Annotated in this window: 22 protein-coding genes and 1 pseudogene; 19 read left to right on the top strand and 4 right to left on the bottom strand. The window is 62.7% G+C overall.

The features are described 5' to 3' along the window. Positions 1-194 precede the first annotated feature (194 nt). The 5 genes and pseudogenes from LT988_RS03555 (at position 195) to LT988_RS03535 (ending at position 3,984) form a co-directional block, all read left to right on the top strand. On the top strand, positions 195-614 hold the full coding sequence (locus tag LT988_RS03555; RefSeq protein WP_332460576.1) for an ABC transporter transmembrane domain-containing protein: 420 nt from the start codon (positions 195-197) through the stop codon (positions 612-614). 197 nt (positions 615-811) lie between these two features. Beyond that, the gene (locus tag LT988_RS03550) at positions 812-1,612 is read left to right on the top strand and encodes an ABC transporter ATP-binding protein (RefSeq protein ID WP_232408866.1); all 801 of its coding nucleotides are present in this window, start codon (positions 812-814) and stop codon (positions 1,610-1,612) included. A 145-nt stretch (positions 1,613-1,757) separates the two neighbouring features. Then, positions 1,758-2,657: pseudogene (locus tag LT988_RS25485) on the top strand (glycosyltransferase); the annotation flags it as partial. A gap of 58 nt (positions 2,658-2,715) precedes the next feature. Then, the gene (locus LT988_RS03540; protein ID WP_232408864.1) at positions 2,716-2,997 is read left to right on the top strand and encodes a hypothetical protein; all 282 of its coding nucleotides are present in this window, start codon (positions 2,716-2,718) and stop codon (positions 2,995-2,997) included. Between the two features lie 132 nt (positions 2,998-3,129). Continuing rightward, positions 3,130-3,984: a glycosyltransferase family 2 protein gene (locus LT988_RS03535; RefSeq protein WP_232408863.1), complete on the top strand. Its 855-nt coding sequence runs from the start codon at positions 3,130-3,132 to the stop codon at positions 3,982-3,984. A gap of 128 nt (positions 3,985-4,112) precedes the next feature. Here LT988_RS03535 and LT988_RS03530 read toward each other — a convergent pair whose 3' ends face one another. The 4 genes from LT988_RS03530 to LT988_RS03515 form a co-directional block, all read right to left on the bottom strand. Beyond that, positions 4,113-4,331, bottom strand: coding sequence for a hypothetical protein (locus LT988_RS03530; protein WP_232407222.1), 219 nt, complete (start codon positions 4,329-4,331; stop codon positions 4,113-4,115). 18 nt (positions 4,332-4,349) lie between these two features. Then, positions 4,350-5,195, bottom strand: coding sequence for an ExeA family protein (locus LT988_RS03525; protein ID WP_232407221.1), 846 nt, complete (start codon positions 5,193-5,195; stop codon positions 4,350-4,352). After that, a complete protein-coding gene (locus LT988_RS03520; protein WP_232407220.1) occupies positions 5,192-6,637 on the bottom strand; it encodes a DDE-type integrase/transposase/recombinase in 1,446 nt (481 codons plus the stop codon). Before LT988_RS03520 ends, LT988_RS03525 begins: the two co-directional genes overlap by 4 nt. A 96-nt stretch (positions 6,638-6,733) precedes the next feature. Further along, complete coding sequence (locus tag LT988_RS03515) at positions 6,734-7,303, bottom strand: hypothetical protein (RefSeq protein WP_232408170.1); 570 nt, start codon at positions 7,301-7,303, stop codon at positions 6,734-6,736. 184 nt (positions 7,304-7,487) lie between these two features. On the opposite strand from LT988_RS03515, the gene LT988_RS03510 reads away from it, so the two are divergent. The 14 genes from LT988_RS03510 to LT988_RS03440 all read left to right on the top strand — a co-directional run bounded on the left by LT988_RS03510 (position 7,488) and on the right by LT988_RS03440 (position 25,588). Further along, positions 7,488-7,763, top strand: coding sequence for a hypothetical protein (locus tag LT988_RS03510; RefSeq protein WP_232408862.1), 276 nt, complete (start codon positions 7,488-7,490; stop codon positions 7,761-7,763). 59 nt (positions 7,764-7,822) lie between these two features. Then, a complete protein-coding gene (locus LT988_RS03505) occupies positions 7,823-8,545 on the top strand; it encodes a class I SAM-dependent methyltransferase (protein ID WP_232408861.1) in 723 nt (240 codons plus the stop codon). Continuing rightward, positions 8,542-9,774 (top strand): glycosyltransferase family 4 protein, encoded by a 1,233-nt coding sequence (locus LT988_RS03500; protein ID WP_232408860.1) that lies wholly within the window; start codon positions 8,542-8,544, stop codon positions 9,772-9,774. Before LT988_RS03505 ends, LT988_RS03500 begins: the two co-directional genes overlap by 4 nt. A gap of 237 nt (positions 9,775-10,011) precedes the next feature. Then, on the top strand, positions 10,012-10,977 hold the full coding sequence (locus LT988_RS03495) for a UDP-glucuronic acid decarboxylase family protein (RefSeq protein WP_232408859.1): 966 nt from the start codon (positions 10,012-10,014) through the stop codon (positions 10,975-10,977). A gap of 11 nt (positions 10,978-10,988) precedes the next feature. Next, on the top strand, positions 10,989-11,813 hold the full coding sequence (locus LT988_RS03490) for a hypothetical protein (protein WP_232408858.1): 825 nt from the start codon (positions 10,989-10,991) through the stop codon (positions 11,811-11,813). 1,102 nt (positions 11,814-12,915) lie between these two features. Continuing rightward, positions 12,916-15,843 (top strand): PKD domain-containing protein, encoded by a 2,928-nt coding sequence (locus tag LT988_RS25200; RefSeq protein WP_269752097.1) that lies wholly within the window; start codon positions 12,916-12,918, stop codon positions 15,841-15,843. A 319-nt stretch (positions 15,844-16,162) separates the two neighbouring features. Then, positions 16,163-16,765, top strand: coding sequence for a polysaccharide biosynthesis/export family protein (locus LT988_RS03475; RefSeq protein ID WP_232408857.1), 603 nt, complete (start codon positions 16,163-16,165; stop codon positions 16,763-16,765). Between the two features lie 265 nt (positions 16,766-17,030). Then, complete coding sequence (locus tag LT988_RS03470) at positions 17,031-18,038, top strand: porin family protein (RefSeq protein ID WP_232408856.1); 1,008 nt, start codon at positions 17,031-17,033, stop codon at positions 18,036-18,038. A 9-nt stretch (positions 18,039-18,047) separates the two neighbouring features. Next, positions 18,048-19,826 (top strand): GumC family protein, encoded by a 1,779-nt coding sequence (locus LT988_RS03465; protein WP_232408855.1) that lies wholly within the window; start codon positions 18,048-18,050, stop codon positions 19,824-19,826. Between the two features lie 467 nt (positions 19,827-20,293). Next, positions 20,294-21,133 carry a CpsD/CapB family tyrosine-protein kinase gene (locus LT988_RS03460; protein WP_232408854.1) on the top strand — a complete coding sequence of 280 codons (840 nt, stop codon included), beginning with the start codon at positions 20,294-20,296 and terminating at the stop codon, positions 21,131-21,133. Positions 21,134-21,505: 372 nt separating this feature from the next. Beyond that, the gene (locus tag LT988_RS03455; protein WP_232408853.1) at positions 21,506-22,282 is read left to right on the top strand and encodes an exostosin domain-containing protein; all 777 of its coding nucleotides are present in this window, start codon (positions 21,506-21,508) and stop codon (positions 22,280-22,282) included. Then, positions 22,282-23,490 carry a glycosyltransferase family 4 protein gene (locus LT988_RS03450; RefSeq protein ID WP_232408852.1) on the top strand — a complete coding sequence of 403 codons (1,209 nt, stop codon included), beginning with the start codon at positions 22,282-22,284 and terminating at the stop codon, positions 23,488-23,490. Before LT988_RS03455 ends, LT988_RS03450 begins: the two co-directional genes overlap by 1 nt. Continuing rightward, on the top strand, positions 23,487-24,446 hold the full coding sequence (locus tag LT988_RS03445) for a sulfotransferase (protein WP_232408851.1): 960 nt from the start codon (positions 23,487-23,489) through the stop codon (positions 24,444-24,446). Before LT988_RS03450 ends, LT988_RS03445 begins: the two co-directional genes overlap by 4 nt. Before the next feature lie 302 nt (positions 24,447-24,748). Continuing rightward, positions 24,749-25,588: a sulfotransferase family protein gene (locus LT988_RS03440; RefSeq protein ID WP_232408850.1), complete on the top strand. Its 840-nt coding sequence runs from the start codon at positions 24,749-24,751 to the stop codon at positions 25,586-25,588.

Here is a 25,588-nt window from a genome sequence, read left to right as displayed (position 1 = left end):
AGGCGCCTCGGTGGGGCTCGCCCCTGATTATTGCGCTTGGAATCACCGCGGCTCTCCTCGAGGGCGCCGGCATGTATCTCTTCAGCCCGCTTCTTGAAAGTCTAGGCGCGACATCGGGCGGTGCGTCCGCGGTCTCGGCCGCCTTCGCGCACGTCTTGGCGCCGATTCCGGATGGGTAGCGGATCCCCGCCTTGGTGATCGGCCTCTGTGTCGCGGTCATCCTCAAGAACCTGGTCGCCCAGGCCAATCACATCGTGACCCGTTATTTCGATGGATTGGTGGCCCACCGCTTACGCGCCCGCGTCCTTCGCCAAACAGTCGATTCCTGCATCGACTATCGGGTGGAGAACCGCCGATCGGATATCGTCAACACGATCGCCACCAACACCTGGAAGGTGGGAGGTGCCCTGACTCAGCTCCATCAGATGGCGGTCTCGGGCTCGGCCATCCTGGTCTTCCTCGTCCTCTTGATGATGATTTCGCCTCTCTTGACGCTGATCGCCGCCGCGTTTCTCGGCACGACCGCCTTGATCGTCATGCTGATCTCGCGTCGCGCCCAACGTCTCGGCCAAGAGGTCGTCGATCAGAACAAGGAATTCGGGCTGCGCATGTAGGAGAGCCTCGGGGGACTGCGTCTGATCCGCAGTTTTTCTCGCGAGTGCGACGAGATCGATCGTTTCGATCAGGCGTCCGACGTGCTGCGGCGGAGGATTCTCAAGATGGACGTGCTCTGGGGCGTGCCGGGTCCGGTCTCCGAGATCTCGGGGGCGGTCCTGATCGGTATCCTCATCCTGTCGGGTATCGGCTGGAGGTGGGGATCCCCGCGCTGGCGGCGTTTCTCGCCTTGCTCTACCGGATGCAGCGACCGGTCCGAGATGTCTTGTCCTCGCGGGTCGCCTTCGACGCCGGATTCCCCGCGGTCGAGGATGTCGCCGATTACCTGGAACGGACCGCCGAGCCCTTTCTGGTCGACGGCGACCGACGATTTATTCACCTGCAACACGGCGTCGAGTTTCGCGACGTCACCTTTCGCTACCCAGGCAGTGACTCGCCCGCGCTCGATCGCGTCTCGCTCCGGATCCCGAAAGGGGAGACGACTGCGATCGTCGGTCGCTCCGGCTCGGGAAAATCCACGCTGATGGACCTTCTCTTCCGGTTCCGAGATCCGACCGAGGGCGAGATTCTGGTCGACGGTGTTCCTCTGTCTCGGCTCGAGATCCGAAGTTGGCGCGAGCGGCTCTCGATCATGTCTCAAGCCGTCTACCTGCTCAACGACAGCGTCGCCGCCAATATCGGCTACGGCAAGGCGAACGGTGCGCGGGAGGAGATCCGACGCGCCGCCGAGATTGCCGGTGCGGCAGGGTTCATCGAGGCCCTCCCGATCGGCTACGAGACCCTGCTCGGCGATGAAGGGTTTCGTCTCTCTGGAGGGCAGCGTCAGCGCATCGCGCTGGCCCGGACGATCCTTCGCAATCCGGATATCCTGTTGCTCGACGAGGCGACCAACGCCCTCGATGCGGAGTCCGAGCGACTTTTTCAAAGTGCACTGCGGACCTACTGCGAGGGCCGCACGCTCGTGGTGATCGCCCATCGCCCATCGCCCATCGCCTGACGACGGTCGAAGACGCCGATCAGGTCGTGATGCTCGATTTCGGGCGTGTCGTGGAGTGCGGTTCGCCCGGAGCGTTGCTTGCTGCGAACGGGCCATTCGCCCGTCTTCATCGCCTGCATGTTTCGACAGGGGTTGCCTTGGAGGGATGACGTCCGTGTCGTATCGAATGATGGATCTGGAACTGTCCCGGCCGCTTGCCGGCTTCGCCCTCGCATCGCATGAGACGGGTTACGCCATCGTGGTGCGCTGGGAGGGACGCATCATCGGATTTCTCATGAAGGAGACGCCCGAGGGATTCCGCATGGAGCAGGATGCGCTTCTGGACATCGTCGAACGCGAGTTTGCGCTGCGCATCTTGGCCATCAAGCTCGAGGCATCACTCGCGGATCGCTGGCACGCGACGCCTGTGGTCGAGCCCCCTTCGCTGACCATCGCGATCTGCACCAAAGACCGGGCCGCTCGCCTGACCCGTTTGCTCGAATCGCTCGAGGCGATCAGGGGCGCGTCCGCGTTCCGAGCGCTCGAGATCCTGGTCGTCGACAACGCATCGGTCGATTCCGCTACGCGCGAGGTCGTCGAGTCGCGAACCGACGTACGCTATCGCTTCGAGCCCAAAACCGGCCTCGACTTCGCGCGCAACGCCGCCCTCGAGGCCGCGAGCGGTGACCTGATCGCCTACCTGGACGACGATGTCGTCGTGGAGCGCGGCTGGTTGTCGGGGCTCTACCGGGTCTGGGCCGACTGCCCGGATGCCGGCGGCTATTCCGGACTGGTTCTGCGGTATCGGCTCGAGACGCCTGCGCAGATCCGGTTCGAGCGCGAAGGTGGATTCGGGCGTGGTTTCGAGCGCATCCATCATCGAGGCGCTCAGCTCGGAAACCCGCTCCATCCTGTGGGCGCCGGGGTTGTCGGGGCGGGTGCGAACACGTGTTTTCGCCGGGATCTGCTGTTTGATCTCGGAGGGTTCGACGAGGCCCTGGATACGGGAGCGCCGCTCCAGGGCGGGGGCGATCTCGACATCTTCTATCGCGTCCTGCGCAGCGGGAATGCCATCGTCTACGAGCCGCGCTACGCGGTGTTCCATGAGCATCGCGAGACCATGCATGGCGCAGCTGCGACGTCAGTACTGGTCCTGGGGCCTCGGTTTTATGGCCTTTCTGGAGAAGGCTCGTCGCACGGATCCCGGCCTGCGGCGGCGTCAGGACGCGATGCTGAGATGGTGGTTCTGCGACAAGCTGCTCTCGTTGATAGGCGCCCTACGCGACCTCGATTTGAGGCGCACCGGCGACCTCGCTGCGGAATTACGCGGCGCAATCCAGGGTCTGCTCGGCGAATACGATCGTTCCCTGGCACGCAGCCGCCGAATCCGCGAGCAGGTCGCATGAGCTGGGATATCGTCCATCTGGATCTCAAGCAGGCGCCCTGCGTCCTGGAGGCCGGCGCTTCTCCCCTTTACGTCGTCTACTGGTGGGGAGACCTGCCGTTGGGCGCGCGCCTACGCCCCCGAGGAGCTCCCGTTGCGGCGAGACCGCCTCCTTGCGCTCGCGGCCCGATTCCTTTCCGAGCAGGTCGCCAGCCGCGCCGCCGGATTCGGCGGTCCGCCGCTCGCGCGTTACGACGGTCGGGCGCTAGTGCAGGTCCCCTTCACCGACGTGCGGGAGGCCCATGTGACTCCGGCTCTGTTGTCCGAGCTCGAGCGGCCTGTTCATTCGGAAGCCGACGACCTGTCGGTGATTGTGTGCACACGCGATCGGCCCGGACCCTTGAGGACCTGCCTGAATGCCTTGTCGGCTCAGAAGGCGCCCCCGGGCGAGATCCTCGTGGTCGACAATTCCTCCGATCGCACGGCCGCCTCGGTGTGTCTCGACTTCCCTCGGGTGCGCTATCTGCATGAGTCGAGCTCCGGACTGAGTCGCGCCCGCAATTGCGGTGTCGCTGCAGCGACCCGTCCACTCGTCGCCTTCACCGACGACGACGTCGAGGTCCACGAGCGTTGGTCGGGCGAGATCGTCCGCGCATTCGAGGAATCGGATGTTGAATCGGTAACGGGTCTGGTGATTTCCGCGACGCTCGATACCGAAGCGCAGCGGGTCTTTCAGATGGAGATGGGCGGTTTCGGAGCGAATTGCCTGCCGACGCGTTTCGGTCGGATCTTTTTCGAAGAGACCCGTCATCGCGGCACACAGGTCTGGCATGTCGGTGCCGGTGCCAATATGGCGTTTCGCCGGGCCCTGTTCGAGCGTATCGGAGGCTTCGATGAGCGGCTCGGCGCCGGTGCCGCCGGTTGCTCGGAAGATTCCGAGATCTGGTATCGCATCCTCGCGACCGGAGGGGAGTGTTTCTACGAGCCCCGCGCCCTGGTCTTCCACTGAGTGCGGTCAGCGATTTTGATGGTGGCGTGATCAAGTTGCGTGATGGGGGTCGGCGAAGCGCTCCCGCGGTCTCGCGCGGCCGGGGTATGGGCCGGCGGCGCGAGGTGGATCAAGCGCGGTGACGGGACTCAGAACAACAGGGGATCGTCGAAATCCGGTCCGTCGAACAGGTCCGGTTGGTGGTCGCGAGGCCGGTTGTCGTCGCGTTCGGCATCGCGGATTTGGGAGGCGTAGCGGGTCTCGAACTGATCGGTCAGTCGGAAGAGGACCTCCCGGATGGCGAGGACCGCGTCATCGGACAGGGGTGGCCAGAAGAATGGCTGCAGGGTGGTGTCGGGCTGCGGCATGGTGGTGCTCCGAGTCGGTCAACGTGGCAGGGCGGCCCGCCGCGGGGTGGCGGTGGTGGGCGGGGTGAAGACCTCGAGGAAGAGCGCCTCGTCGAGGTGGGGGCGCTCGGTTTGGGCGGCGACGGCGAGCAACTCGGCGGCCAGGGTGGTGAGGATGCGGTAGTTGCCGGCGGCGTGGTCGCAGAGGGTGTGTTGCAGGGGCTCGCTCATGAGGGCGGCGTTGCCGGCGCTGGCGCACAGGTGTTGCAGGCAGGCGAGCAGCTCCTCGCGGCGCGCATGCTCGGTGGCCAGACGGGTGCGGATGCGCGAGCCCAGGGGCAGCAGCTCCTCGCGGCGCAGGTGATCGGTGAGGCGGGTATCCCCGGCGAGGACGACGCACAGCAGCGGTTGGGAGTCGAAGCGGGCGCTGGCGAGCAGGCGCAGCTCGTTGAGCACGGCGGGGCTCATCTCCTGGGCCTCGTCCACGAGCAGCACGGCGCGCCGGCGGGTGGTCTGCAGATGGCCGAGCCAGGTGGCACGCAGCGCCTTGAAACCGCCCCAGCGGTTGTGCGGACGCAGCGGCACGGCGAACAGCTCGCCGAGCTCGCGGTAGAAATCCCCGAGGCTGCTTTGCGGATGATCGATGGCGCCGACGCTCAGATCCGGGAGCCGGGCGAGACGCTCGGCGAGCAGACGCAGCACGACGCTTTTGCCGGTGCCCGGTTCGCCGTGGATCATCGCAAACCCGCCTTCGCGGATCTGCGCCTGTTCGATGCGCCACAGGAAGTGTTCCACGCGCGGGGGGATGTAGAGCGCCTCGATCGGCAGCTCCGAGGAGAAGGGATGCCATTTCAGGCCGTAGAGGGCGAGCAGTCGCGCATTCATCGGGTGTCCTCGGCGGTGTTCAGGGGCAGATAGGCCGGCGGCAAGCCGGTCGCGGCATGGGTCTCGAGGAGCTGGCGCAGCAGCGGCGCCATCCCGCTCGGTGTGCTCGGTTGCGGCACCGGTGCGCCGGGCACCAGCGCACGGCGGGCCTCCCCGGCATTGGCGGCCTTATCCAGCGGACGCAGGGGGCTCAAGATCGCACCGCTGTGCGGATCCACCAGATCGACATGGGCCAGATCCCAGCGCGCGTAACGCAGATGCACCGTCTCCAGGGCGCGGTAGCGTGCGGGGATTTCCAGGCGGATGCCGGCCAGGCTGACGGTGCCGTCGGCCCGGCGTTGGCGTCGTGCGACCTCGATGCGGAAGGCCGCGCGCAAGGCGGCGGCGTCCGGGCAGGGGCGCGCCACGGTCGGGCCCTCCAGATAGCGCGCCAGCGGCGTAGTGGCCAATTCCGAATGGGTGCTGCGGTGATACTCCTGCTCGACCCAGGCCTGGGTGGCGTGGTTGAGGGCCTGCAGCGTGAGCCCGGACTCGCCTTCGAGCATCGCCATCAGGCGGCCTTCCACGCGGCCCCAAAAGGCCTCCTGCTTGGCGTTCTGATAGGGCGAATAGGGCAAGGTGGTCTGATGCAGGACGCCCAGACGGGCCAATCCGGCGGTCGTCTCCTCGGCCAGCATCGCCGCGCCGTTGTCGGTCATCAGGGCGCGCGGCAGGCCGCGCTTCATGAACGCCTGCGACAGCCCGTGCACCAGCACCTCGGCGGTCTCGTTGGTGTACCACTGCAGGTGACAGACCAAGCGCGAGCGATCGTCGATGACCCCGAACAGCAACGGCGTGAGCCAGGTTCCGGCCGCCGTGAGCACCTTGCGCGAGCCGTGATGGAAATCCAGGTGCCAGAGCGCCGAGACGTGCTCGACCTCGAAGCTGCGCACCTCGCGCTGCTCCAGGCGATCGCGCGCGGCCAGCGCGCCGGCGGTGTCGCGCTTGGGGGTGGCGCGGCGCACCATCCCGTGGGCCTTCAAGTAGCGCCGCACGCTCGGATAGGACGGCACCGGGGTGGCGGTGCCGGCGAGGGTCGCGGCCAGGTTGTCGCGATGCAGCTGGGCGGTCCAGCCGGGATGATCGCGGTACTGCGCCTGCAGGGCCTCGCGGGCGGCGGGCAGCACGCTCGGGAAGGCCCCGCGATCGGCGCGCACGCGATTGCGCAGCACCGCCACCGGATCGGGCGCGGCGCGCGCGGCGTAGTACCAGCGCTCGAGGGTCGACACACCGAACCGAACATCCAGGCCGGTGACGGGATGGCGCCAGGTCTTGGCGGCCAAGGCGGCGAGTGCCGCCTGCAACTCGCCGTCCGACGGCGGGGCGGCGAGCAAGGGTCCGATGATCGCAAAGCGCACGCGGGCCCAACGCTCGCGTTGCGGAACCTCCACGGGGGTCGGCATAGGGGTCTCCCGGCCACGGCGCCGGGGGTTCCGACACCTTCGCGACCAGCCTAGCCGGGTGCCCCGGCGCCTTCGAGCTGCATCCTCTGCGTGGCGTCAGCCGCCCTCGTGCAGCCTGCACGAACGACTCGTCAAGGGACTCAAAAAGCGCAGCAACGCCACCAGGGCGTCCGCGGCATCGCCGAGGAAGCGCTCGAGCAGACTCCCCGGCGCCTGCTGCAGATCCACCGGCGGGACAAAGCCCCCCTGCGCGCTGCACCACAGCGGGGTCTGCGCCAACTGCTCCCGCCACCAGGTCTGCCAGCGCCGCAGGGTGCGGATCGGGACCGCCAACGTCGCGGCCAAGGCGTCCGCTTTGGGGTGATGTCCGCTATGGCGCACGCAGGCCACCACGACGATGAGGCCGAGATAGACCCGCCGGCCCAAGAACCGCACCGAGCGCGGCGTCAGGCGTCGCCGACACTGCGCACAGCAAAAGCTGCGACGCGTGGCGAACGCCTCGCGCCATGGCTCCGGACAGCCGCGCGGTTTACGGGGGTAGTCGGCCTGATGCAGCGTGCCGCCGCAGGCGGGACAACCGGCCTCTCGGGCGGCCTCGGCGAGATCCTCGTCGATGTGCAGCAACAAGGCGAAAAACGTGGGGCTTTCAAGGACGGCGTGGCACACTGATGGCGTCTCTTTGTCTTCGCAAACAAGAGACTCTCCCGACGGGTGCTGTTGTTCAAGCACCCCGAGGGAGGCCCACCGCTCGCCCTCATGAAAGATGACGATTTAAGGGGAAATAACCATCAGGGAAGGTGGCCGTGCTCACCACCACCATCGCGAGGATTGGCCGGGCCTGCAGCGACAGATGCGCGCCTACATGCGCGGTCATGTCGCCGCGTTGGTGGTCCAGCATGACCGCTATCGTCATGGCGGGAACATCCATCGTATCCTCGTGCAGCTCCCGCGTTATTTCATGCGGACCGCTCTCGACATCGTGCGCAACGGCAAGCCCCATCGCGGACGTGTGCTGCTTGAAGAGATACGCGGTTGGCTCGGCGGCGTGCTCTTTCTTTTCAATCCGATATGGCGCTCGCGCCGTGCGGTGCCGACGCTCGCCCCGCCGCCCGATCAGGAGAGCTAAGGCGCATTCAGAAGACGCCCTTAAGCGCGTTTCTCGCCCGAAATCCGTTTCCGAACGGCTTGACCGACGGCCTGTTCTACCGCGAGAAGATGCGTGCCATCCATCGCATTGCGCCCGATCGGTCGGGTCCCGGGAGCACGCCCGCGAGGGTGCTCGAGATCGGGGGAGGGCGCAGCGGTCTCGCGAGTCTGCTCTATCCCGACGCCCGGGCGACGACGCTTGACCGAGATCGTTCGTTGCTGGGGCAGGGTCCGTCTGCAGACACGGCCGATCCGGTGTGCGCCGATGCCTGTCGGCTGCCCTTTCCCGACGGCGCATTCGATGTCGTGACCCTCTTCGACGTGCTCAAGCATATCGAAGACGATGCGTTAGCGGCGCGCGAGGCCCTACGTGTCACGTGTCCGGGCGGGTGGCTTCTCTTGTCCACCCCCGGAGCCGATTGGCACTATCCCTACTACCGCGTCATGCGTCGCTGGTGTCCGCCCGAGTCCAGTTTGATGCAGGAGTGGGGTCACGTGCGTCGCGGCTACCGCAAGGACGTCCTCGCCGTACTGTTCGGCGCAAAGCCCACAGCCTCCGCGACCTTCATCAACCCGCTCACGGTCTTTTATCACGACATCGCCTTTTCGAATCTGGGTCGACGTAAACGTCGGCTGCTCTACGCCGTTGCGGCTCCGATGACGCTCCTCGGCTACCTTCTGCATCAACGGAAAACGCCGGGCACCGAGATCGCGATGGCCTGGCAAAAGCCCGACACGGCGGGCGAGGGAGCAAGGACGTGACATCACGCGCTCCTCCCAAGGTTGCGATTTTCCCCTGGGGCGATGTGGTGGAGGAGTTCCTCGATCCAATCGGGCTGGACCTCGAGGATTTCGCGCATCGGATGACCGGCGGCTGGCTCTTCGGCTATGTCGCGGCGTTCCGGTCGCTCGGCTGGGATGCCGTCATTGTCTGCGCCTCCGAGCGGCTGACAACCCCCCGGTGCCTGACCCATGCCGAGACGGGTGCCGCCATCTGGGCGGTACCCGGGCGTCGCAGCATCGCCCGTCGCGACTCGATCAAAAGCGCGCGACAGATCCTACGCACGCCTTGGCGTGCCTTCGGGCGGATCCTGCGTGCCGAGGATTGCTCGATCGTCTTGGTGCAGGAGTACGAGTACGCGCGCTTCGACGCGCTCGCTCTGCTCTCGAGGCTGTTTGGTCTGCCGGTGTTCGCGACCTTTCAGGGCGGGGATTTGACACTGTCGCGTTTGGAGGCGCGCACTCGGCCATGGACGTTGCGTCTGGCGCAGGGCCTCATTGTGCCCTCCACACGTGAGCGCGAGCGCCTGGCCCGGACCTATAAGGCATCGAACCTGCGGATCGCCGATATTCCGAGCCCGATCGACGCCGACGAGTGGCGCGCGTCCTCTCGATCGAAGTGCCGGTCCGAGTTGGGGCTGCCGGAGCAGGCACTGGTGGTCGTCAATCACGGTCGCATCGACATGAATCGCAAGGGATTGGATGTCCTTCTTGCGGCTTGGTCGGCGTTCTCGGACGAGCATCCGCCAGCACTCCTCGTCGTCCTGGGCTCGGGACCGGACCAAGCTGCGTTCGGCGAGGCCATCGACCGGTCCGGCGCCAAAGGCATCATTTGGGAAAACGCTTATTCGACCGATCGCCCGAGGTTGCGTCGTTGGCTCTCGGCCGCGGACATCTACGTGACGACCTCGCGCGTCGAGGGGATGCCGGTGGCCCCGTTGGAAGCGATGGCCTGCGGCTTGCCCGTTGTCGCGAGCCGAGCACATGGCTTGCCGGACATCTTCCGCGACGGCGAGGCATCGGGCGGCATTCTGGTCGACTGCGAGGATTCGACGGGTGTTGCAGACGCCCTGTCCCGCTTGGCCGAGGCGCCGGAGCTTCGTGCCGAGCTCGGCCGGGCTGCTCGAGCCTGCATCGAGACACGTTTTGCGGTTTCCGTGGTTGCCGGGGCCCTTTCTCGCTTCATGGTCGAATCAAGATCCGTAGCCTGACGCCGCCGAGCAGGCAGTCGACCAGCGAACATCGGGGCCGTGCGGCTTTCCCGCCACGCCAAGTCCTGGCATAGTCGCGGTGCACTCGCAGGGATCCAGTCGACCCCCGTCACGCGCGGAATCATTGCAACGCAGGGTGCGGGACGTGCAATAGAGTGAGAAATAAGGCGGGTCGTGTACAACGAGTCGGGGCATCCCCGTCGCGACGGACTTAGAGATCAAAGTGGAGGCAGGGTAATGGGTTACGGGCTGAGAAAGCGAGTTCTGGTGACCGGTGGCGCGGGTTTTTTGGGGTCCCATCTGTGCGAGCGATTGCTCGCCGATGGCCATGACGTCATCTGCCTGGACAACTTCTTCACCGGCACCAAGGACAACGTCATCCACCTGCTGGATCGGCCGCACTTCGAAATCCTGCGCCACGACGTAACCTTCCCGCTCTATGTCGAGGTCGACGAGATCTACAATCTCGCCTGTCCTGCATCCCCCATCCATTATCAACACGATCCGGTGCAGACCACAAAGACCTCGGTCCACGGCGCGATCAACATGCTGGGGCTCGCCAAACGCATCAAGGCGAAGATCTTCCAGGCGTCCACGAGCGAGGTCTACGGCGATCCGAAGGTGCACCCGCAAGTCGAAAGTTACTGGGGACACGTCAACCCCATCGGACTGCGCTCCTGTTACGACGAAGGCAAACGCTGCGCGGAGACCCTCTTCTTCGATTATCGCCGGCAACACAATCTACGCATCAAGGTCGCACGGATCTTCAATACCTACGGCCCGCGGATGCACCCCAACGACGGACGGGTCGTCTCGAACTTCATCGTCCAAGCCCTTCGCAATCAACCCATCACCATCTACGGTGGCGGATCCCAGACCCGATCCTTCTGCTATGTCGACGATTTGATCGAGGCTTTCGTGAGGCTCATGGATACGCCGGACGACTTCACGGGCCCCGTGAACGTCGGCAATCCGAACGAGTTCACGATCCTCGAACTGGCAACCAAGGTCATCGAGTTGACCGGCTCCCGCTCGGAGCTGACCTACAAGCCGCTTCCGAGCGATGATCCCACACAGCGCCAGCCGGACATCAGCCTCGCCAGATCCGCAATGGGTTGGGAGCCTGAGGTGCCTCTTGCCACCGGACTTCAGCGCACGATTGCCTACTTCGATGAACTGCTGGGTAAAACTCCCGCCGGATAAGGGTTGTCGCGATGAACCCGAGAAAAACGCTTGAGAACGGGGTGCGCTGGGTATACGGGGCCGCCACCTCGCCGCTGCGCAAAGGAAACGTCGTGCTCTTTCATCAGGCGCGCAGCGGCAGCTCCGTGCTCGCCGATCTGATGGGGCAGCATCCGGAGGTTCTGTGGGGAGGCGAGATCTTCCATCACTTCCCGGGGCGCCGTCAGGATGCCGTAAAGAAGCTCAAAGGACGTATGCTCTATGCCGGACGCCGTTTCTACGGGTTCGATCTGCAGCTCTATCAGCTCAAACCGATCGGATTCGAGCTGCCGGACTTCATCGCGCAGCTCAAGCAGCTCGGGTTTACTCACTTCGCCATGCTGGAGCGGCGTAACCTGGTCCGTCTCGTCATTTCGGCACTCAATGCACGCCAATCGGGTGTGTGGCAGAAGAAAGGACAAACCAAGCCTGAGTTCAAAGGAATCGAAATCGACCTCGAAACGGCCATGCTCCAATTCCTGGAAACCGATCAAGAGCGCAACGTCGTTCACGATGCACGCGGAGACTATCCGGTCTCACTCATCGGGTGGCTCGATTATCTGCAGGCAGGCTACGACAGCTTGCGAACCGAGTTGAATCAAGAACGCATGCTCTCCCTCGAGTTCGAAAGGGATATCGAAACCGACCCGACACGCGCCTATCGCATGTTCTGCGATTTCCTGAACATCACCCCTGCCGAGGTTTCACCTCGCTTGTCTCGAACGACACCGTTTACCCTCTCCGAGATCGTCGTCAACTTCTCCGACCTAAAATCCTATCTCACCGCAACGCCATACGAATGGATGCTTGACGGATAGCACCCATCGGGGTGCTCGCTCAGAGACCGGCCACCCAAACCTGACAGGGTCTACTGACCAGTAAGGAGATTCAGCTACGCGCCGAATCCGCGATTGAGCGGAGGGCCGCGAGTATCAAGCAACCAAAACCACCGAGGGCGGGCCTGGCGAGCCGCGTTGCGGCACTTTGTGTCGAGCGCCAACGGCGCGACCGATGTCAGCCCGGGGCAGCGCCCCGGGTTTCAATCAACCAAAATCCTTGAGCCCTGAAAGGGCGGTCAAGAGATGCCCCCTACCGGGGCGTTGTCACCGTTCGGCCCCTCCCGAAACGCGCCCCTAAGAGCGACACATCAAAGCGTTGGGCCGCCCCTTCAGGGCTCAGGCTGGACGGGGGTCGTGGTCCCGGGGCGTTGCCCTGGGCTCGCGTGGTGAGCCCCGTCGGGGCAGCCGGAAACCACCGGCATCGATTCATGGCCAGGGTAGGCTCCATCGGACGGTGGATCTGGGAAGAGTCCGCGCTGATCGGTGCTCACTCCGTGAGCCTTGCGGACGATTCTTTCTAATCAGGCAGAGTCTCGGGAGAGAGCTCGCCAGAAAAAACGTGCGACACACTCTCAGCGGTGCCAAGCATGCCGCCCCCCGGCGCCCGTCGCCAGCTTCAGGCTCGACCTGAGTCACGATCGAGACTCACCCTCTCCGGCCGCTCTCCGCACCTCTGTTCCTCAATTCTTGCCCCCCGCGATGTCGATTCCGTGACCCGGTTCACGGAACGCAAATCCATTCAATGATTCAACGCCAATCCGCAGCTCCAATTCCGTTCTTCATATCAGCTCCGAAATGGGATCTGCTTCACGTTTTGCTCATTGACCGCATCGCGAAAAGGGGCATCCCGCGATGATGGGAATGACGTCACGGATTCGGTTACCTCAAGTCACTAGAGTCACAGCGTACGCAGAAATATCGCTCGATCGGATCTAGCTACGCAGGGCGATTTGGCTTCTCCAGGTATAACACGGCAACACATAAGACCTCGGCAGTGCGGTCGCCGATGCCTTCTAGGCTCAGCATAGAGCTCAGCTGTGACACCTGAAAGAGCCGATCACGTCGGACTAAAGGTGACACGATGAACACTCAGCATACACTACGGGTAGCCACTCTCGCTCAATCGCGATTTTATCAATGGAGCTTCGGCCTTTGGGCGATGCTCTTTATCCTCGCCATGTCGGCAAACGTTACAGCTTCGGATCTCACCCTGGCCTGGAACGGGGTCGATGACTCCCGTGTCGCAGGATACGAGCTGCATTACGGCGAAGCGAGCGGAAACTATTCCAAATCAGTGCAGTCTTCGACCAACAGTCAGTCCGTCAGCGGGCTGGAGGCCGGCAAGACCTACTACTTCGCGGTCAAGGCATTCAACTCCGATCGCTCGCTGGACAGCGCCTTCTCCAACGAGGTCAGCACCACGATTCCCTATCCGGCACCCGAAGCCGGATTTACGATGAGTGCAAGCTCGGGTGTGGCGCCATTGACCGTGGCCTTCAGCGACACCTCCACCAGCAAGGTCGACAACTGGCAGTGGAGTTTCGGAGACGGAGCCACCAGCAGCCAGTCCTCGCCGAAATACACCTTCACGACACCCGGCACCTACACCGTAAGCCTCATGGTCAGCGGACCCGGCGGCGCGGCGCTGCAGCCGGCAAAGGCCGTTGTCACGGTTGCCACTCCGGCGCCGTTCGCCGCGTTCGAAACGAACGCCAGTGCCGGTCAGGCTCCCTTTGCCGTTCAATTCACCGATCGCTCCACCGGCGTAATCGATTCCTGGGAATGGGATCTCGGCGACGGGAACACCAGCAATGAACGTTCACCGAATCATGTCTATTTGAAAGCGGGTGAATACCTCGCGAGTCTTCGCGTGAAGGGCGCGGGAGGCGTCTCCGCGCAAGCAGCGACGGCCAAGATCAGCGTTGTGGTTCCTCCTCCGGTCGCCGGTTTCAGTGAGAGTGCCACGAGCGGCGTTGCCCCGATGTCACTGGTCTTCACCGACGTGTCCAGGGGCGACGTCAGTGCTTGCGAATGGGACTTCGGCGATGGCGGGCGTGCCACGGGATCGCAAGCGGTTTGGACCTATCAAGAGCCGGGAACCTATTCGGTCACTCTGAAGGTTAGCGGCGCCGGCGGATCCGACGTCATGACCAAGACCAACCTCGTAACCGTTGCCGGTCCTCCCCCGGTCGCGGACTTCGACGCGGTGAGCCGCGTCGGCAATGCGCCGCTGAGCGTGGCCTTCCGAGATCTGTCCTCGGGCGAAATCTCGCGGGTGACCTGGAACTTCGGCGACGGGCAGACCAGCGGCGAACCCAATCCGACCCATGTCTACGATGAGGCCGGTAGCTACGACGTCACGCTGTCGGTCACAGGGCCTTATGGCGATCACGTCATGACCAAGAGCGGCTTTGTCGAAGTAAAGCCTGAAGACGGAACCCTGCCGATCGAAGTCGGCGAGGTCGTGGTCGATCACAACTGGCAGTGGGTTGAGTTCGGTCGGTCGTTCGTCGATCCGGTCGTCGTGGCCAATCCGTCGAGCTTCAACGATGCAGAGCCGGCCGTGGTACGCATCTCCGGTATCGAGTCGGACGGCTTCTGGGTCCGCATCCAGGAATGGGATTACCTCGACGGAAAACACGCCTTCGAGACCCTGACCTACGTGGCGATGGAGAAGGGCAGTCACGTACTGCCGAGCGGCGAACGCATCGAGGCGGGTACTCTGACGCAGTCCGGTCGCTGGTACTCGAGCTTCGGGTTCGCCGAAGCCTTCCCGACGGTGCCGGTGGTGTTCGCCTCGGTGAGCAGCGTTAATGATGCCAAGGCGGTATCGGCACGGGTCCGCGACATCACGGCGCAGGGTTTCCGGCTGCGGCTGGACGAGCAAGAGTCGTTCACGGCCGGTCATGGCGCCGAGAGCATCAGCTACATCGCCTGGCAGCCTTCAAAGGGTACGGTGGACGGGTTGCAGTTCGCGGTCAGTATCAAGGCCAACGCCGTGACCGATCAACCCTCGACCCTGAGCTTCGGCGCCGGCTTCACCGAGACTCCGGTGTTTCTGGCGGACATGCAGACGGCCAACGGCGGCGACCCGACGGCACTGCGCCATGCCAACCTCAGTGCGAGCGACGTGGAGCTTCGAGCTGAAGAAGAGCAGTCCAAGGACGCCGAAACCAAACACGTTGCAGAGAGCGTGGGCTGGGCCATCTTCCAAGCCGCAGACGAGACTCCGGCGATCATTGAAGTCGGCGAGGTCGTGGTCGATCACAATTGGCAGTGGGTTGAGTTCGGTCGGTCGTTCGTCGATCCGGTCGTCGTGGCCAATCCGCCGAGCTTCAACGGCAGCGAACCGGTCGTGGTGCGCATCTCCGGTATCGAGTCGGACGGCTTCTGGGTCCGCATCCAGGAATGGGATTACCTCGACGGAAAACACGCCTTCGAGACCGTGACCTACGTGGCGATGGAGAAGGGCAGTCACGTACTGCCGAGCGGCGAACGCATCGAGGCGGGTACTCTGACGCAGTCCGGTCGCTGGTACTCGAGCTTCGGGTTCGCCGAAGCCTTCCCGACGGTGCCGGTGGTGTTCGCCTCGGTGAGCAGCGTTAATGATGCCAAGGCGGTATCGGCACGGGTCCGCGACATCACGGCGCAGGGTTTCCGGCTGCGGCTGGACGAGCAAGAGTCGTTCACGGCCGGTCATGGCGCCGAGAGCATCAGCTACATCGCCTGGCAGCCTTCGAAGGGTACGGTGGACGGGTTGCAGTTCGCGGTCGGTATCAAGGCCAACGCCGTGACCGATCAACCCTCGACCCTGAGCTTCGGCGCCGGCTTCACCGAGACTCCGGTGTTTCTGGCGGACATGCAGACGGCCAACGGCGGCGACCCGACGGCACTGCGCCATGCCAACCTCAGTGCGAGCGACGTGGAGCTTCGAGCTGAAGAAGAGCAGTCCAAGGACGCCGAAACCAACCACGTTGCAGAGAGCGTAGGCTGGGCGGTCTTCCAGTAGGCGAGTGCTGACGGAGCGGGAGGGACCCCGCTCTTCCAGTCACCCTGAAGTAATCTGAGGCATTGATTTCCGACGAGCTTCAACCGCCGTTCAGCGACCCGAAACGGATCGCCGCCGGCGGTCTTTTTTTTGGGGCCCTAATCTGGAATCCGGCTGTATCGCCGAGGTCTTGTCGGGTAGAAAAACCCTGAGAGACCTGATCTAATGACGCAGTCACCGCGTGCTTGTTTTCGCGTGATTCCATCGAAACCACTTTCGTCGAAATCAACACTTTCCGACGACTAGACACCGATCTCCCAGGACCCGAGGTAGAAGGCCCATGAAACTGGAACTGCCGTGCATTCGTCGCGTTGCTGACGTGGGAACAGCGCTTTGCGCCATGCTCATGCTGGTCGGCATCGCGGCTGCGTCCATCGCCGATGCGGCCGTGCCGCAACAGGGTTACGAGCTGCGTCCCGGCGATATCGTCGCCGTGTCGGTCTGGCAAGAGCCGGGTCTCGAGCAACTCGTGCTCGTCCGGCCGGACGGCGGCATATCCTTTCCATTGGCCGGCGATCTAAGGGCCGAAGGCCTGACCCTGGAGGAGCTCGGCGCGGTACTTAAGCAGCGCCTCTCAAAGTTCATCCCGGACCCTGTCGTGACGGTGACGCTTCAGGAAATCCCCGGTAACCGCATCTACGTCATCGGGAAGGTCAACAAGCCCGGTGATTTTGCAATCATCGCCCGGGATGTAACAGTCATGCAGGCCCTTTCGATGGCTGGTGGGCTAACCCCGTTCGCAGACGAGAAAAAGATCAAAGTCCTCCGAGTGGAAAACGGTCAACAACGTTCGATTCCGTTCGACTACCGTAGGATACGCCGCGGAGAAGACCTCGAGCAAAATATCCCGTTGCAGGCCGGCGACGTCATTGTCGTGCCCTGATGCCCTCGGATTCGCCGTCGCGGCGTATAAGGATGCTGTAGGTGTTACGGCCTGAGGTGAGATCTTGAATAACGAAACCTTTCAGCCGCGTCTCGTCGGCCATGCCGCCGTGATGCTAGCGCTTCTCACCTGCATGTCGTCCGAAGCGCTTTCCGATATCTGGTATGTCGAACCCAGGGCCGGCATCCGCACCTTTTACGACGACAACGTTCGACTCTCCACGAGAGATCCCGAGAGCTCGCTCGGTGCCGTCCTGAGGGGTACGGTGACGGCGGGGCGCCGGACGGAGGTCAGCGACATCGGCCTGGGTTTGACGGTCAACAGCAAGCAATACGCGGATGCGTCAGACCTCGACCGAACGAACGGCTCGCTCGCTTTCATCTCCAGTTACCAGCTTGACCGTCATCGTTTGGGGTTAAATGCGGATCTCGACTACGACTCGACGCTGACCAGCGAAGAGGCGACAACAGGTTTCGTGCAGGTCAATAAGCGGCGGAGCCGGTTCGTGGTTCGGCCTACTTGGGCCTACCAGATCACCGAGCGCGCGACGCTCGATACAGGGCTGAGCTACGAAGACGTCTCCTATGAGGACGTCAACCAAATCCCGTTGTCGAACTACACCTTTGCAAGAGCGAATGTGACAATCGGCTACCAGATCAGCGAGCGTATGCAACTCGTCGGTCAGACAGCTTACGACAATTACGAATCCACTGCCGACGGCACTCGGACGACCAGCGTCGGGGTGGAAGCGGGTCTGCGATATCTACTGTCGGAGACCTCGTCCATCAGAGCACTCGCCGGTGTTCGACATTCGGATGCGGAGACGCCGATCGAAGATGGCGTGGACGACACGGACAGCTTCGGGCCGATTTTTCAACTGGAATGGACGAAAGACTTCATCGTCGGCGGCGTCGAGCTCTTGGCGGAGCGATCCTTGCTGCCGAGTGGCCGAGGCACCCTCCTCGATACCACCGGCATCACGCTGGGCTTCGACTATCCCATCAGCCCCCTGTGGACGTTCGGCCTGAACGCTAGCGCCTATCGCAACCGAAATCCGGGCGGTGAGATCTCCGGGAACGACCGCGACTACGTCGACGTGTCGCCAAGACTCGGACGTCGTTTAAGCGAATCCCTGAGTCTTGATCTCAGCTATCGTCTCCGTTGGCAGAAGCGCGAGATCATCGCCGAGGATGCGGTGTCGAATGCTATCTTCCTGAGCGTCAACTACAAGTGGCCGAGGGAACCCCTCCGCCGTTTCTCAACGTTACGGTAGGGACGCACGATGGCCGAGCACTACCAAACCCAAAACATCGACGACTACGTCGCGACCCTGAAGCGGCGCAGATGGCAAATCATCGTGCCTGCTTTGGTGATCTTCCTCGCTGCCGCCGCGGTCGCCGTCGGGCTCCCCGCGGTCTACCGCTCCACAGGGACGATCCTCATCGAGCAGCAAGAGATCCCGAGCGATCTCGTCCAGTCGACCGTGACGAGCTACGCCGGCGAGCGCGTGCAGATCGTCAGCCAAAAGGTGATGACCGCCGAGAACCTCGGTCGGATCATGGAGCGCTACGATCTCTATTCGGATATCAGGCGCGATTTCGGCCTGGCGTACGCCGTGCGCGAGATGCAGAAGGACATCGAGCTCGAAACGATCAGCGCCAATGTCGCCGACGCGCGCGGAGGGCGCGCTCAGCAGGTTGCGATCGCCTTCTCGCTGTCGTTCGATCACCCGTCACCGGAGGTCGCGCAAGCCGTAGCCAACGAGATCATTCAGTTGTTCCTCGAGGAGAACGTTCGCGACCGCAAGGAAACGGCACAGAAGACGTCCGACTTCCTCGAGCAAGAGGCGCGTAAGCTCTCCGGACAGATCGACGTGCTCGAGAAGCAGCTCGCGGAGTTCAAGGAGGCTGAGGGCCATCGCCTGCCCGAGTTGATGAACTTCAACCTCGAGCGCATGAAGAGCACGGAGGAACGTCTGCGGAATCAGGAGGAGTCGATCCGCACGCTCGAGCAACAGCGCATGTATCTTCAGTCGGAGCTCGCCTCGACCGAGCCTTATGCTGCGATGTTTTCCTCGACGGGCGAGCGGGTGATGACACCGGCCGATCGTCTGCGCGTCCTGGAAGCCGAGTATGTCAGTCTAGCCGCTCGCTATTCGCCGACACACCCAGATCGAGTCCGCGTCGAGAGAGAGCTGGCGGCACTGCGCAAGGCCGTCGGTACCTCCGACACCGAGAATCTCGGCCGTCAACTCGTGCAGCAACAGGCCGAGCTTCGGTCCGCGCTTGATCGTTATTCCGAGGAGCATCCGGACGTCAAACGTCTCCAACGGGCCGTCGCGGCGACGCGTGCGGAGTTGGGCAAGCAAGGAAATGGCGCCAGCGATTGGGTCCCCGGCGTATCGGACGCGAACAATCCCTCGTACGTTCAGCTTCAAACGCGCTTGGCGGCAATCGAAGCCGATCTACGCTCGGCGCGCGTCACGCGAGACGAGCTTCTGGCCAGCTTGAAGGAGTATGAGCAGCGGATCACGGATAGTCCGCAAATCGAACGCGAATACAAGACGTTGACCCGTGATTACAACAACGCCGTCACGAGCTATCAGGATATTCTCGAAAAGCTGAGCGCCGCTCGGTTGGCCGAGGCCTTGGAAACCGAGAGTCGAGGCGAGCGCTTCTCGCTGATCGAGCCGCCGCCTCTCCCACGCAAACCCTACAAGCCCAACCGGCTGGGTTTGCTTTTCCTGGGGTTCGTGCTTTCGGTCGGCGGTGGTATGGGGCATGCCGTGGTTCGCGAGGCGATGGATAAACGCATCTACGGACCCAAGATCGTTCAATCGATCATCGGCTCATCGCCCCTCGCCGTGATTCCATTCATCGAGACCGAGGCAGATCAGCGCCTGCGCTCGAGACGAGTCATGATGCTGAGTGGCGCCGTCGCGGGCGCAATCGCTTTGGGTGTGTTGCTCGTTCATCTCTTCGTGATGCCCTTAGGCGACATTGCCGCAACGCTCACCGGTGCATCGGATCCGTCCGAAACCAGCACAGCTGTTGAACAATAGCAGCCGTCGAGCAACAAGGCGATTTACGTACAATCACACACCCGCAGGTTGTGCTGACGATAGGAGGCACAACAAGAAACAAGGCAAACATCTTGATTGACCAGCAGGATGGGTAGGGGGAGCGAAACCCATCCCCCAACCGCCGCGTTGCCGGGTTTCGGTCTGATGCCCTTGGCGCGGCCTGGATGGGTTCCGCTGCGCTCTACTCATCCTACATAGTTCGGTTGCGTTTGAATCGTTCCTAAATGAGTTCGGTCCCCGCAGATTGTCAGAATGCGACCCGCAACGGCAGACCGATGCCGGTCCAACAGCGCATGGATCGGCCGACTATCGTTGGCGTGAAAGGTGCAGCGGATTCGCGAGGAGAATGCAGGGTGGGTGCGTTCCGCGCACGCCGGGCGAGCAACGCCGCGAGAAAACATGAACACCGCTCCTAAAATCATGCGGATGTGAGGAATTGACGGATCATGGAACGCTTGAAGCAGGCATTGGACCGCGCTCGCGCCGAACGGGCGCAGGGCAAACCCAGCGAGACAGAACGGCTGGCGTCTTCGGGCGGGCGTGCCCGCGAGCCGAGCCGGTCGACATCAACGCAGACTCGGGACGTCGTCTACCAGCAGACCCGCGGCATCGAGATCGATCCGCGCCGACTTCGTGACCGACGCATCGTCACACCCTCCATGCGTGACCCCGCGGAGGCCGCCTACAAGGTGCTGCGCACCACCGTGCTCCAGAAGATGCGAGCCAACGGTTGGAACACACTCGGCGTGACCGGCGCGCGCCAGGGCAACGGAAAGACCCTGACGACGCTCAATCTCGCGATCAGTCTAGCCCGTGAGATGAACCAGACCGTTCTGGTGGCGGACTTCGACCTCTGTCATCCGGCGGTCGCCCGTTATCTTCTCGACGAACCGGTCCCCGGCATCAGCGACTATCTGCGCGGCGAAAAATCCATCTCCGAGATCCTGTTCAATCCGGGTATCGAGCGTCTGGTCGTCCTCCCCGGAAACGAGCCCATGGTCGACTCGTCGGAAAAGCTCTCTAGCCCGCTGGTCCGCGACTTGGTCGGCGAGTTGAAGACGCGTTACCCCGATCGCTTCGTGCTGTTCGACCTCCCGCCCGTTCTTGCGGGCGACGACGTCATGGCGTTTGCCCCGAACGTCGATGCCTTCCTTCTGGTGGTGGAAGACGGCGTCACAACCAAGGACGATCTTCGTCGGGCCTACGAGACACTGGGTGCGTCGCAGCTGCTTGGTACCGTCTTGAATAAGGCGGTCGGCGACCACGATACCTATGCGTACGCCTGATGCCCGCGCATCGGCCGTGTTTGTAGCACTCGCTGGAAAAAGCGCCGGCGATCGTCGCGGATCGCCAACCTCCCGGCATCGACGACTTGCAGTCGTCTTCTTCCGCCGACCGAATAGCTCACGGGATCCAGGTCAAGCCTCAACAGGAATCCGAAGGGTCGATAAGCCCAGCGCACCCACCATCCAACCCATGAACCACGCCCCCGCGCACCAGCCCGCGACAAGCCGTAGGGTGGATAAGCGAAGCGCATCCACCATCCAGCCTTACGCGTCATGGCCCGACCCGCGCGAGATGCGACGCGCCGGCGCACCGGAGTTACAACGCAAACGCCAAGCGCGAGCCCGATCCAACCGACGTTCCGGACCAGCCCATTGACGGACATACAAAACAACATTCGGCTTTCACCCAGACTCGTGATGCTCTGGAACCAGAGCCATCTGGAAGCCGGGTTCGGCCTCGACGCCATCCCCGATCCCTACGCGGAACCACGCATCGCACTCTATCCCGCGAGCTTCATCGAGCGCGTCGAGCAACTCGGTTTCGCGAAAACCCGCGATTTCAACTTCCGCGGTGCCCTGTACATCGACGAGGTCACGCAACGAAACCGCCAGTGGGTCCTCGATTTCGCGAAGGCGCACTTCACGGAATCGTCTTTTTTCCAGGTCACGGATCGCAACGCCCGGCGCCGTAACTGGCTCCTGCAGCGCCGCCACAAGATCCTCGGCCCGTACGACCGAACCTTCAAGCAATCCGGCTTCGTCCCCAAGGAGCGCCCCGTCAAAGAACGCGACTTCTTCGACGACGACTATTTTCGTCTCATGTGCTCCAGCAAATTTACCCTGTGTCCGGCCGGTGACGCGCCGTGGAGCATGCGCTTCTACGAGGCCATCATGTCCAAGTCGCTTCCGATCGTGGAGTGCAGGCAGCATACGGGCCGGAACGCGCTCGAGTACGACATCGGCTATCGTTACTATCGCCTCGATGACCCGCGTATCGAGTATCGAGCCGACTGGGTCGAGGAGAATTTCCGCACGTTTCTTCGCTTCCAGACCTTGACGGAAAAGAGTCCCGAGAACCGGCGTGCGGAATCAGAAGCTTGGCCCGACCACGCTCCGCGCCGCGCGGCGAGCGGAGGCGGATCGGTTTAATGCGGATCCTTCTGGTCACCTCGCACTATCTCCCGAAAATCGGGGGCGTGCAGCTTGCCGTCCACAATCTGGCGGAAGGGCTTTGTGAAGCCGGGCATGAGGTTCACCTCCTGGCGCCCAAGCGTCGCGGCGCCGGCGCTGGACAGGTTAACGCGCTCCACACCATCCATTGGTTCGCACCACCACCCTTGATGGGGCTTCTCGGATTGCGCATTCCCGCCTGGCGGCATCGGCTCAACCGCCTTGTCCGGCGCCTCAAGCCTGATGTCGTCCACGCGCACGTCGCCTATCCGGCAGGTCACATCGCTGCGGAGGTCTGTGATCGCATTGGAATGCCCTTCGTCCTGACCTGCCACGGCGACGATATTCAGAAGCTTCCCGAGATTGGATACGGCATGCGCCTGGACCCGCATCTCGACCGCCTGATCTCGGACGCGGTCCGGCGTGCCTCGGGTCTGATCGCGATTGGATCGGACGTGAGAGCCGAATACCTGGAGTTGGGCGTATCTCCTAGCCGAGTCGCGGACCTTCCGAACGGAATCAACGCCGCCTTGCTTGCGCGCAGAGACCCGCAGGCCAAGGGGCGTTCGGGCCTCCCGCAGGGTCCGATCACGTTCTTGGCCGTCGGCCGGAACCATGCGAAGAAAGGCTTCTCTTCTCTGATCGATGCGATGAAGGTCGTCGCCGAACAGGATCCAGAGATGATCTGCGTCATCGTCGGAGCGCGCGTGCCAGACCTGCAGCCGCAGGTCGATTCACTTCAATTGACTGACAAGGTCTTTCTCTTCGGGCCTGCGCCGCCCGTCGGCGTCGATTTGCAGGATGGCCCCGGTACGGATCCACCCCACACCGACACCTATTTCCACGCCGCGGATTGCTTCGTCATGCCCTCGCTGATCGAGAGCTTCGGGCTCGTCACGGTCGAAGCATTCGCGGCCGGGCTCCCCGTGGTTGCGATGGATGCCGAAGGATCCCGCGACATCCTCTCGGAGTCCCACAGCCGCATGCTTGTTCAGGATCGCGATCCAGGGGCATTCGGGGCGGCGCTGCTCGAGATGGGCCGGCGGATCCGTGAGAATCCCGATCTCGGACGCGAGAATAGACTTCTTGCCGAACGTTACGATCGGCGCCGTATCGCCGAGCGCCACGTCGACTTCTATCGCCAGGTGAGCGAACGCGCCTCATCCGAAAGGAGCATCGACCCATGACGCCGACAGTGCGCGGTCCCGGACACCCGCAGGAACCGGGGAAGAACAAATGCGTCATTGTTCTGTCGACGAAGTCATCCGGTTCGAGTGCGATCCAACGGCTGATCGGCAGTCTGGCCGGTGCGCGCCACGTCCGTCATACACGTCACCGCGAGTCCGAGACCCTCTACTGGACAAAGGCGGCATCCGTCCTCGGTCTCCCGCAGATCAAGATGCTGGACAGCGAGGTCCCGATTCCGGCTAGGCGGGCGCGGCGCGAGCTCGTGTCTTTTCTCCGGAAAAACACCCGTGACTTCCGCATCCCGACCGATCCCCGCGACATGATCTTCCTCGGCTGGGAAAAACTCTGCGAGTCTCATCGCCCGGTGTTCCTCGAGAAATCGCCTCACCACCTGGTACAGTGGTCCGCACTCGAGCTGATGCTCGAATGTGAAGCGCGCCTTGATTCGACCGAGTTTCTCTATATCGGGCTGATTCGAAACCCGATGGATGTCCTATACTCGGCTTGGTCGCGATGGAGAACCTTTCCGGAAGAGGCCCAATTCGAGTGGGAGCTCGCCTACCGCAATCTCCAGTGTCTGCGCGAACGGCTCGATGATCGACTCGTCGTCGTCCGGTACGAAGACATGGTCAGCGACCTCGATACCCTTGATCCGGTCATCCGATTCGTCGGAGCGACCCGAGACCAGGTTCCGGCCGACTATCTCCACGCCCGATCGTTCAGCAAGTGGAAGGACGATCGCGATTACGGGTTCCAGCTTGCTCCGTCCGTGCGCGAAATGGCACACGCCTTCGGATACACGAGTGCTGAGCTCGATAATCCGGAGAATCCCCGCTGGCGAATATTTAGAACCCGCACGCGACGTTCTTACCGCACCCGGCATACCATGCTGGCTCCGATTCGTATGTTGCGGCGGGCGCACAGCGTGCTCACCAAAAACGGCGTTTCCGTATGACGAAAATCATTGAGAGCACGCCTCAGCGTTTCGGAAGCCATACCCAGAAACCGGACCACAAGCAAGCGCCTCGTCCTTTACGGTAAGTCATCGAGAATCACAAAGAGGCGTTGGAGTCAGTGGCAGGACGCGACCTCGCCCATGAGTTCGGCCCTCCAAATCACAAGGTACTCGTGACACCCGCTCCGCAGTGTCACGCATGCCCAGCGGCGCTCTGCGCCGCGTGCAGGCTTGATCCGAGTGACGAGCGAGCATGTGGGATGCCTCACACAAAATTTGTCGACGGATGAAGAAATAAAGCCATGAGACCGAATTATCTCGTCATCGGCGCACAGAATTGCGGCACGACAAGCCTATGTGCGAATCTGGGTAAGCACCCGGACGTCTTTATGACGAACCCGAAAGAGCTCCATTTCTTTTCGGACCCGAAGGTGTTCGCGAGGGGATGGGGCTGGTACGAGGAGCATTTCAAGACCGTCACCACAGAGACCGCCATCGGCGAAGGGAGTACGACATATTCCCGTAACGTCTATCAGCCGGATGCGCCTGACCTGATCTATCGCCATCTCCCGAATGTACGTCTAATTTACATGGTCAGACACCCTTTGCGTCGAATGGAGACGCATTGGTTACATCGACGTCGCTTGAGGCGAAACCCCTTGTGGGATTTCGAGAGAACCTATCGAGAAGTTCCTTGGATGCTGGACGCCTCTTTGTTTTGGCGTCAGATCAGCCTGTATCGGGAAAACTTCCCGGACGACAGAATCCATGTCGTCTTTTTTGAAGACTACGTCAAAGACCCGGACATGGTTTTGGCCGACTGCTTCGCATTCCTCGGTGTAGACGAAACCTTTGTCATTCCCGACTCACGCGAGGCGCAGAACCGCTCACTCGGGCGACGGGCCGACAAAGGCTCGGGTCGCGCCCTGAGACAGGTGCCGGGTAGCCTGAGCCTTTGGAAAAAGCTTCCCCCGAGCCTGCGAGCAGCGATTCAACCTTTCTTGACCTTCAGGCTTGAGAAGAAGCCCGAATGGCCGGAAGCGATCCGCGCTCACGCGATCGAAAAGGTCACACCGGATATGGAAAAGTTTCTCGCTTTCTATGGTAAGCCGGCCGATTACTGGACCATCGGCGAGCTGTGA

Origin of the sequence: Thiocapsa bogorovii, assembly GCF_021228795.1 — a bacterium.
Classification (GTDB): domain Bacteria; phylum Pseudomonadota; class Gammaproteobacteria; order Chromatiales; family Chromatiaceae; genus Thiocapsa; species Thiocapsa bogorovii.
Note: the sequence above shows the minus strand (reverse complement) of the source record. Positions and strands in the feature narration are given on the sequence as shown.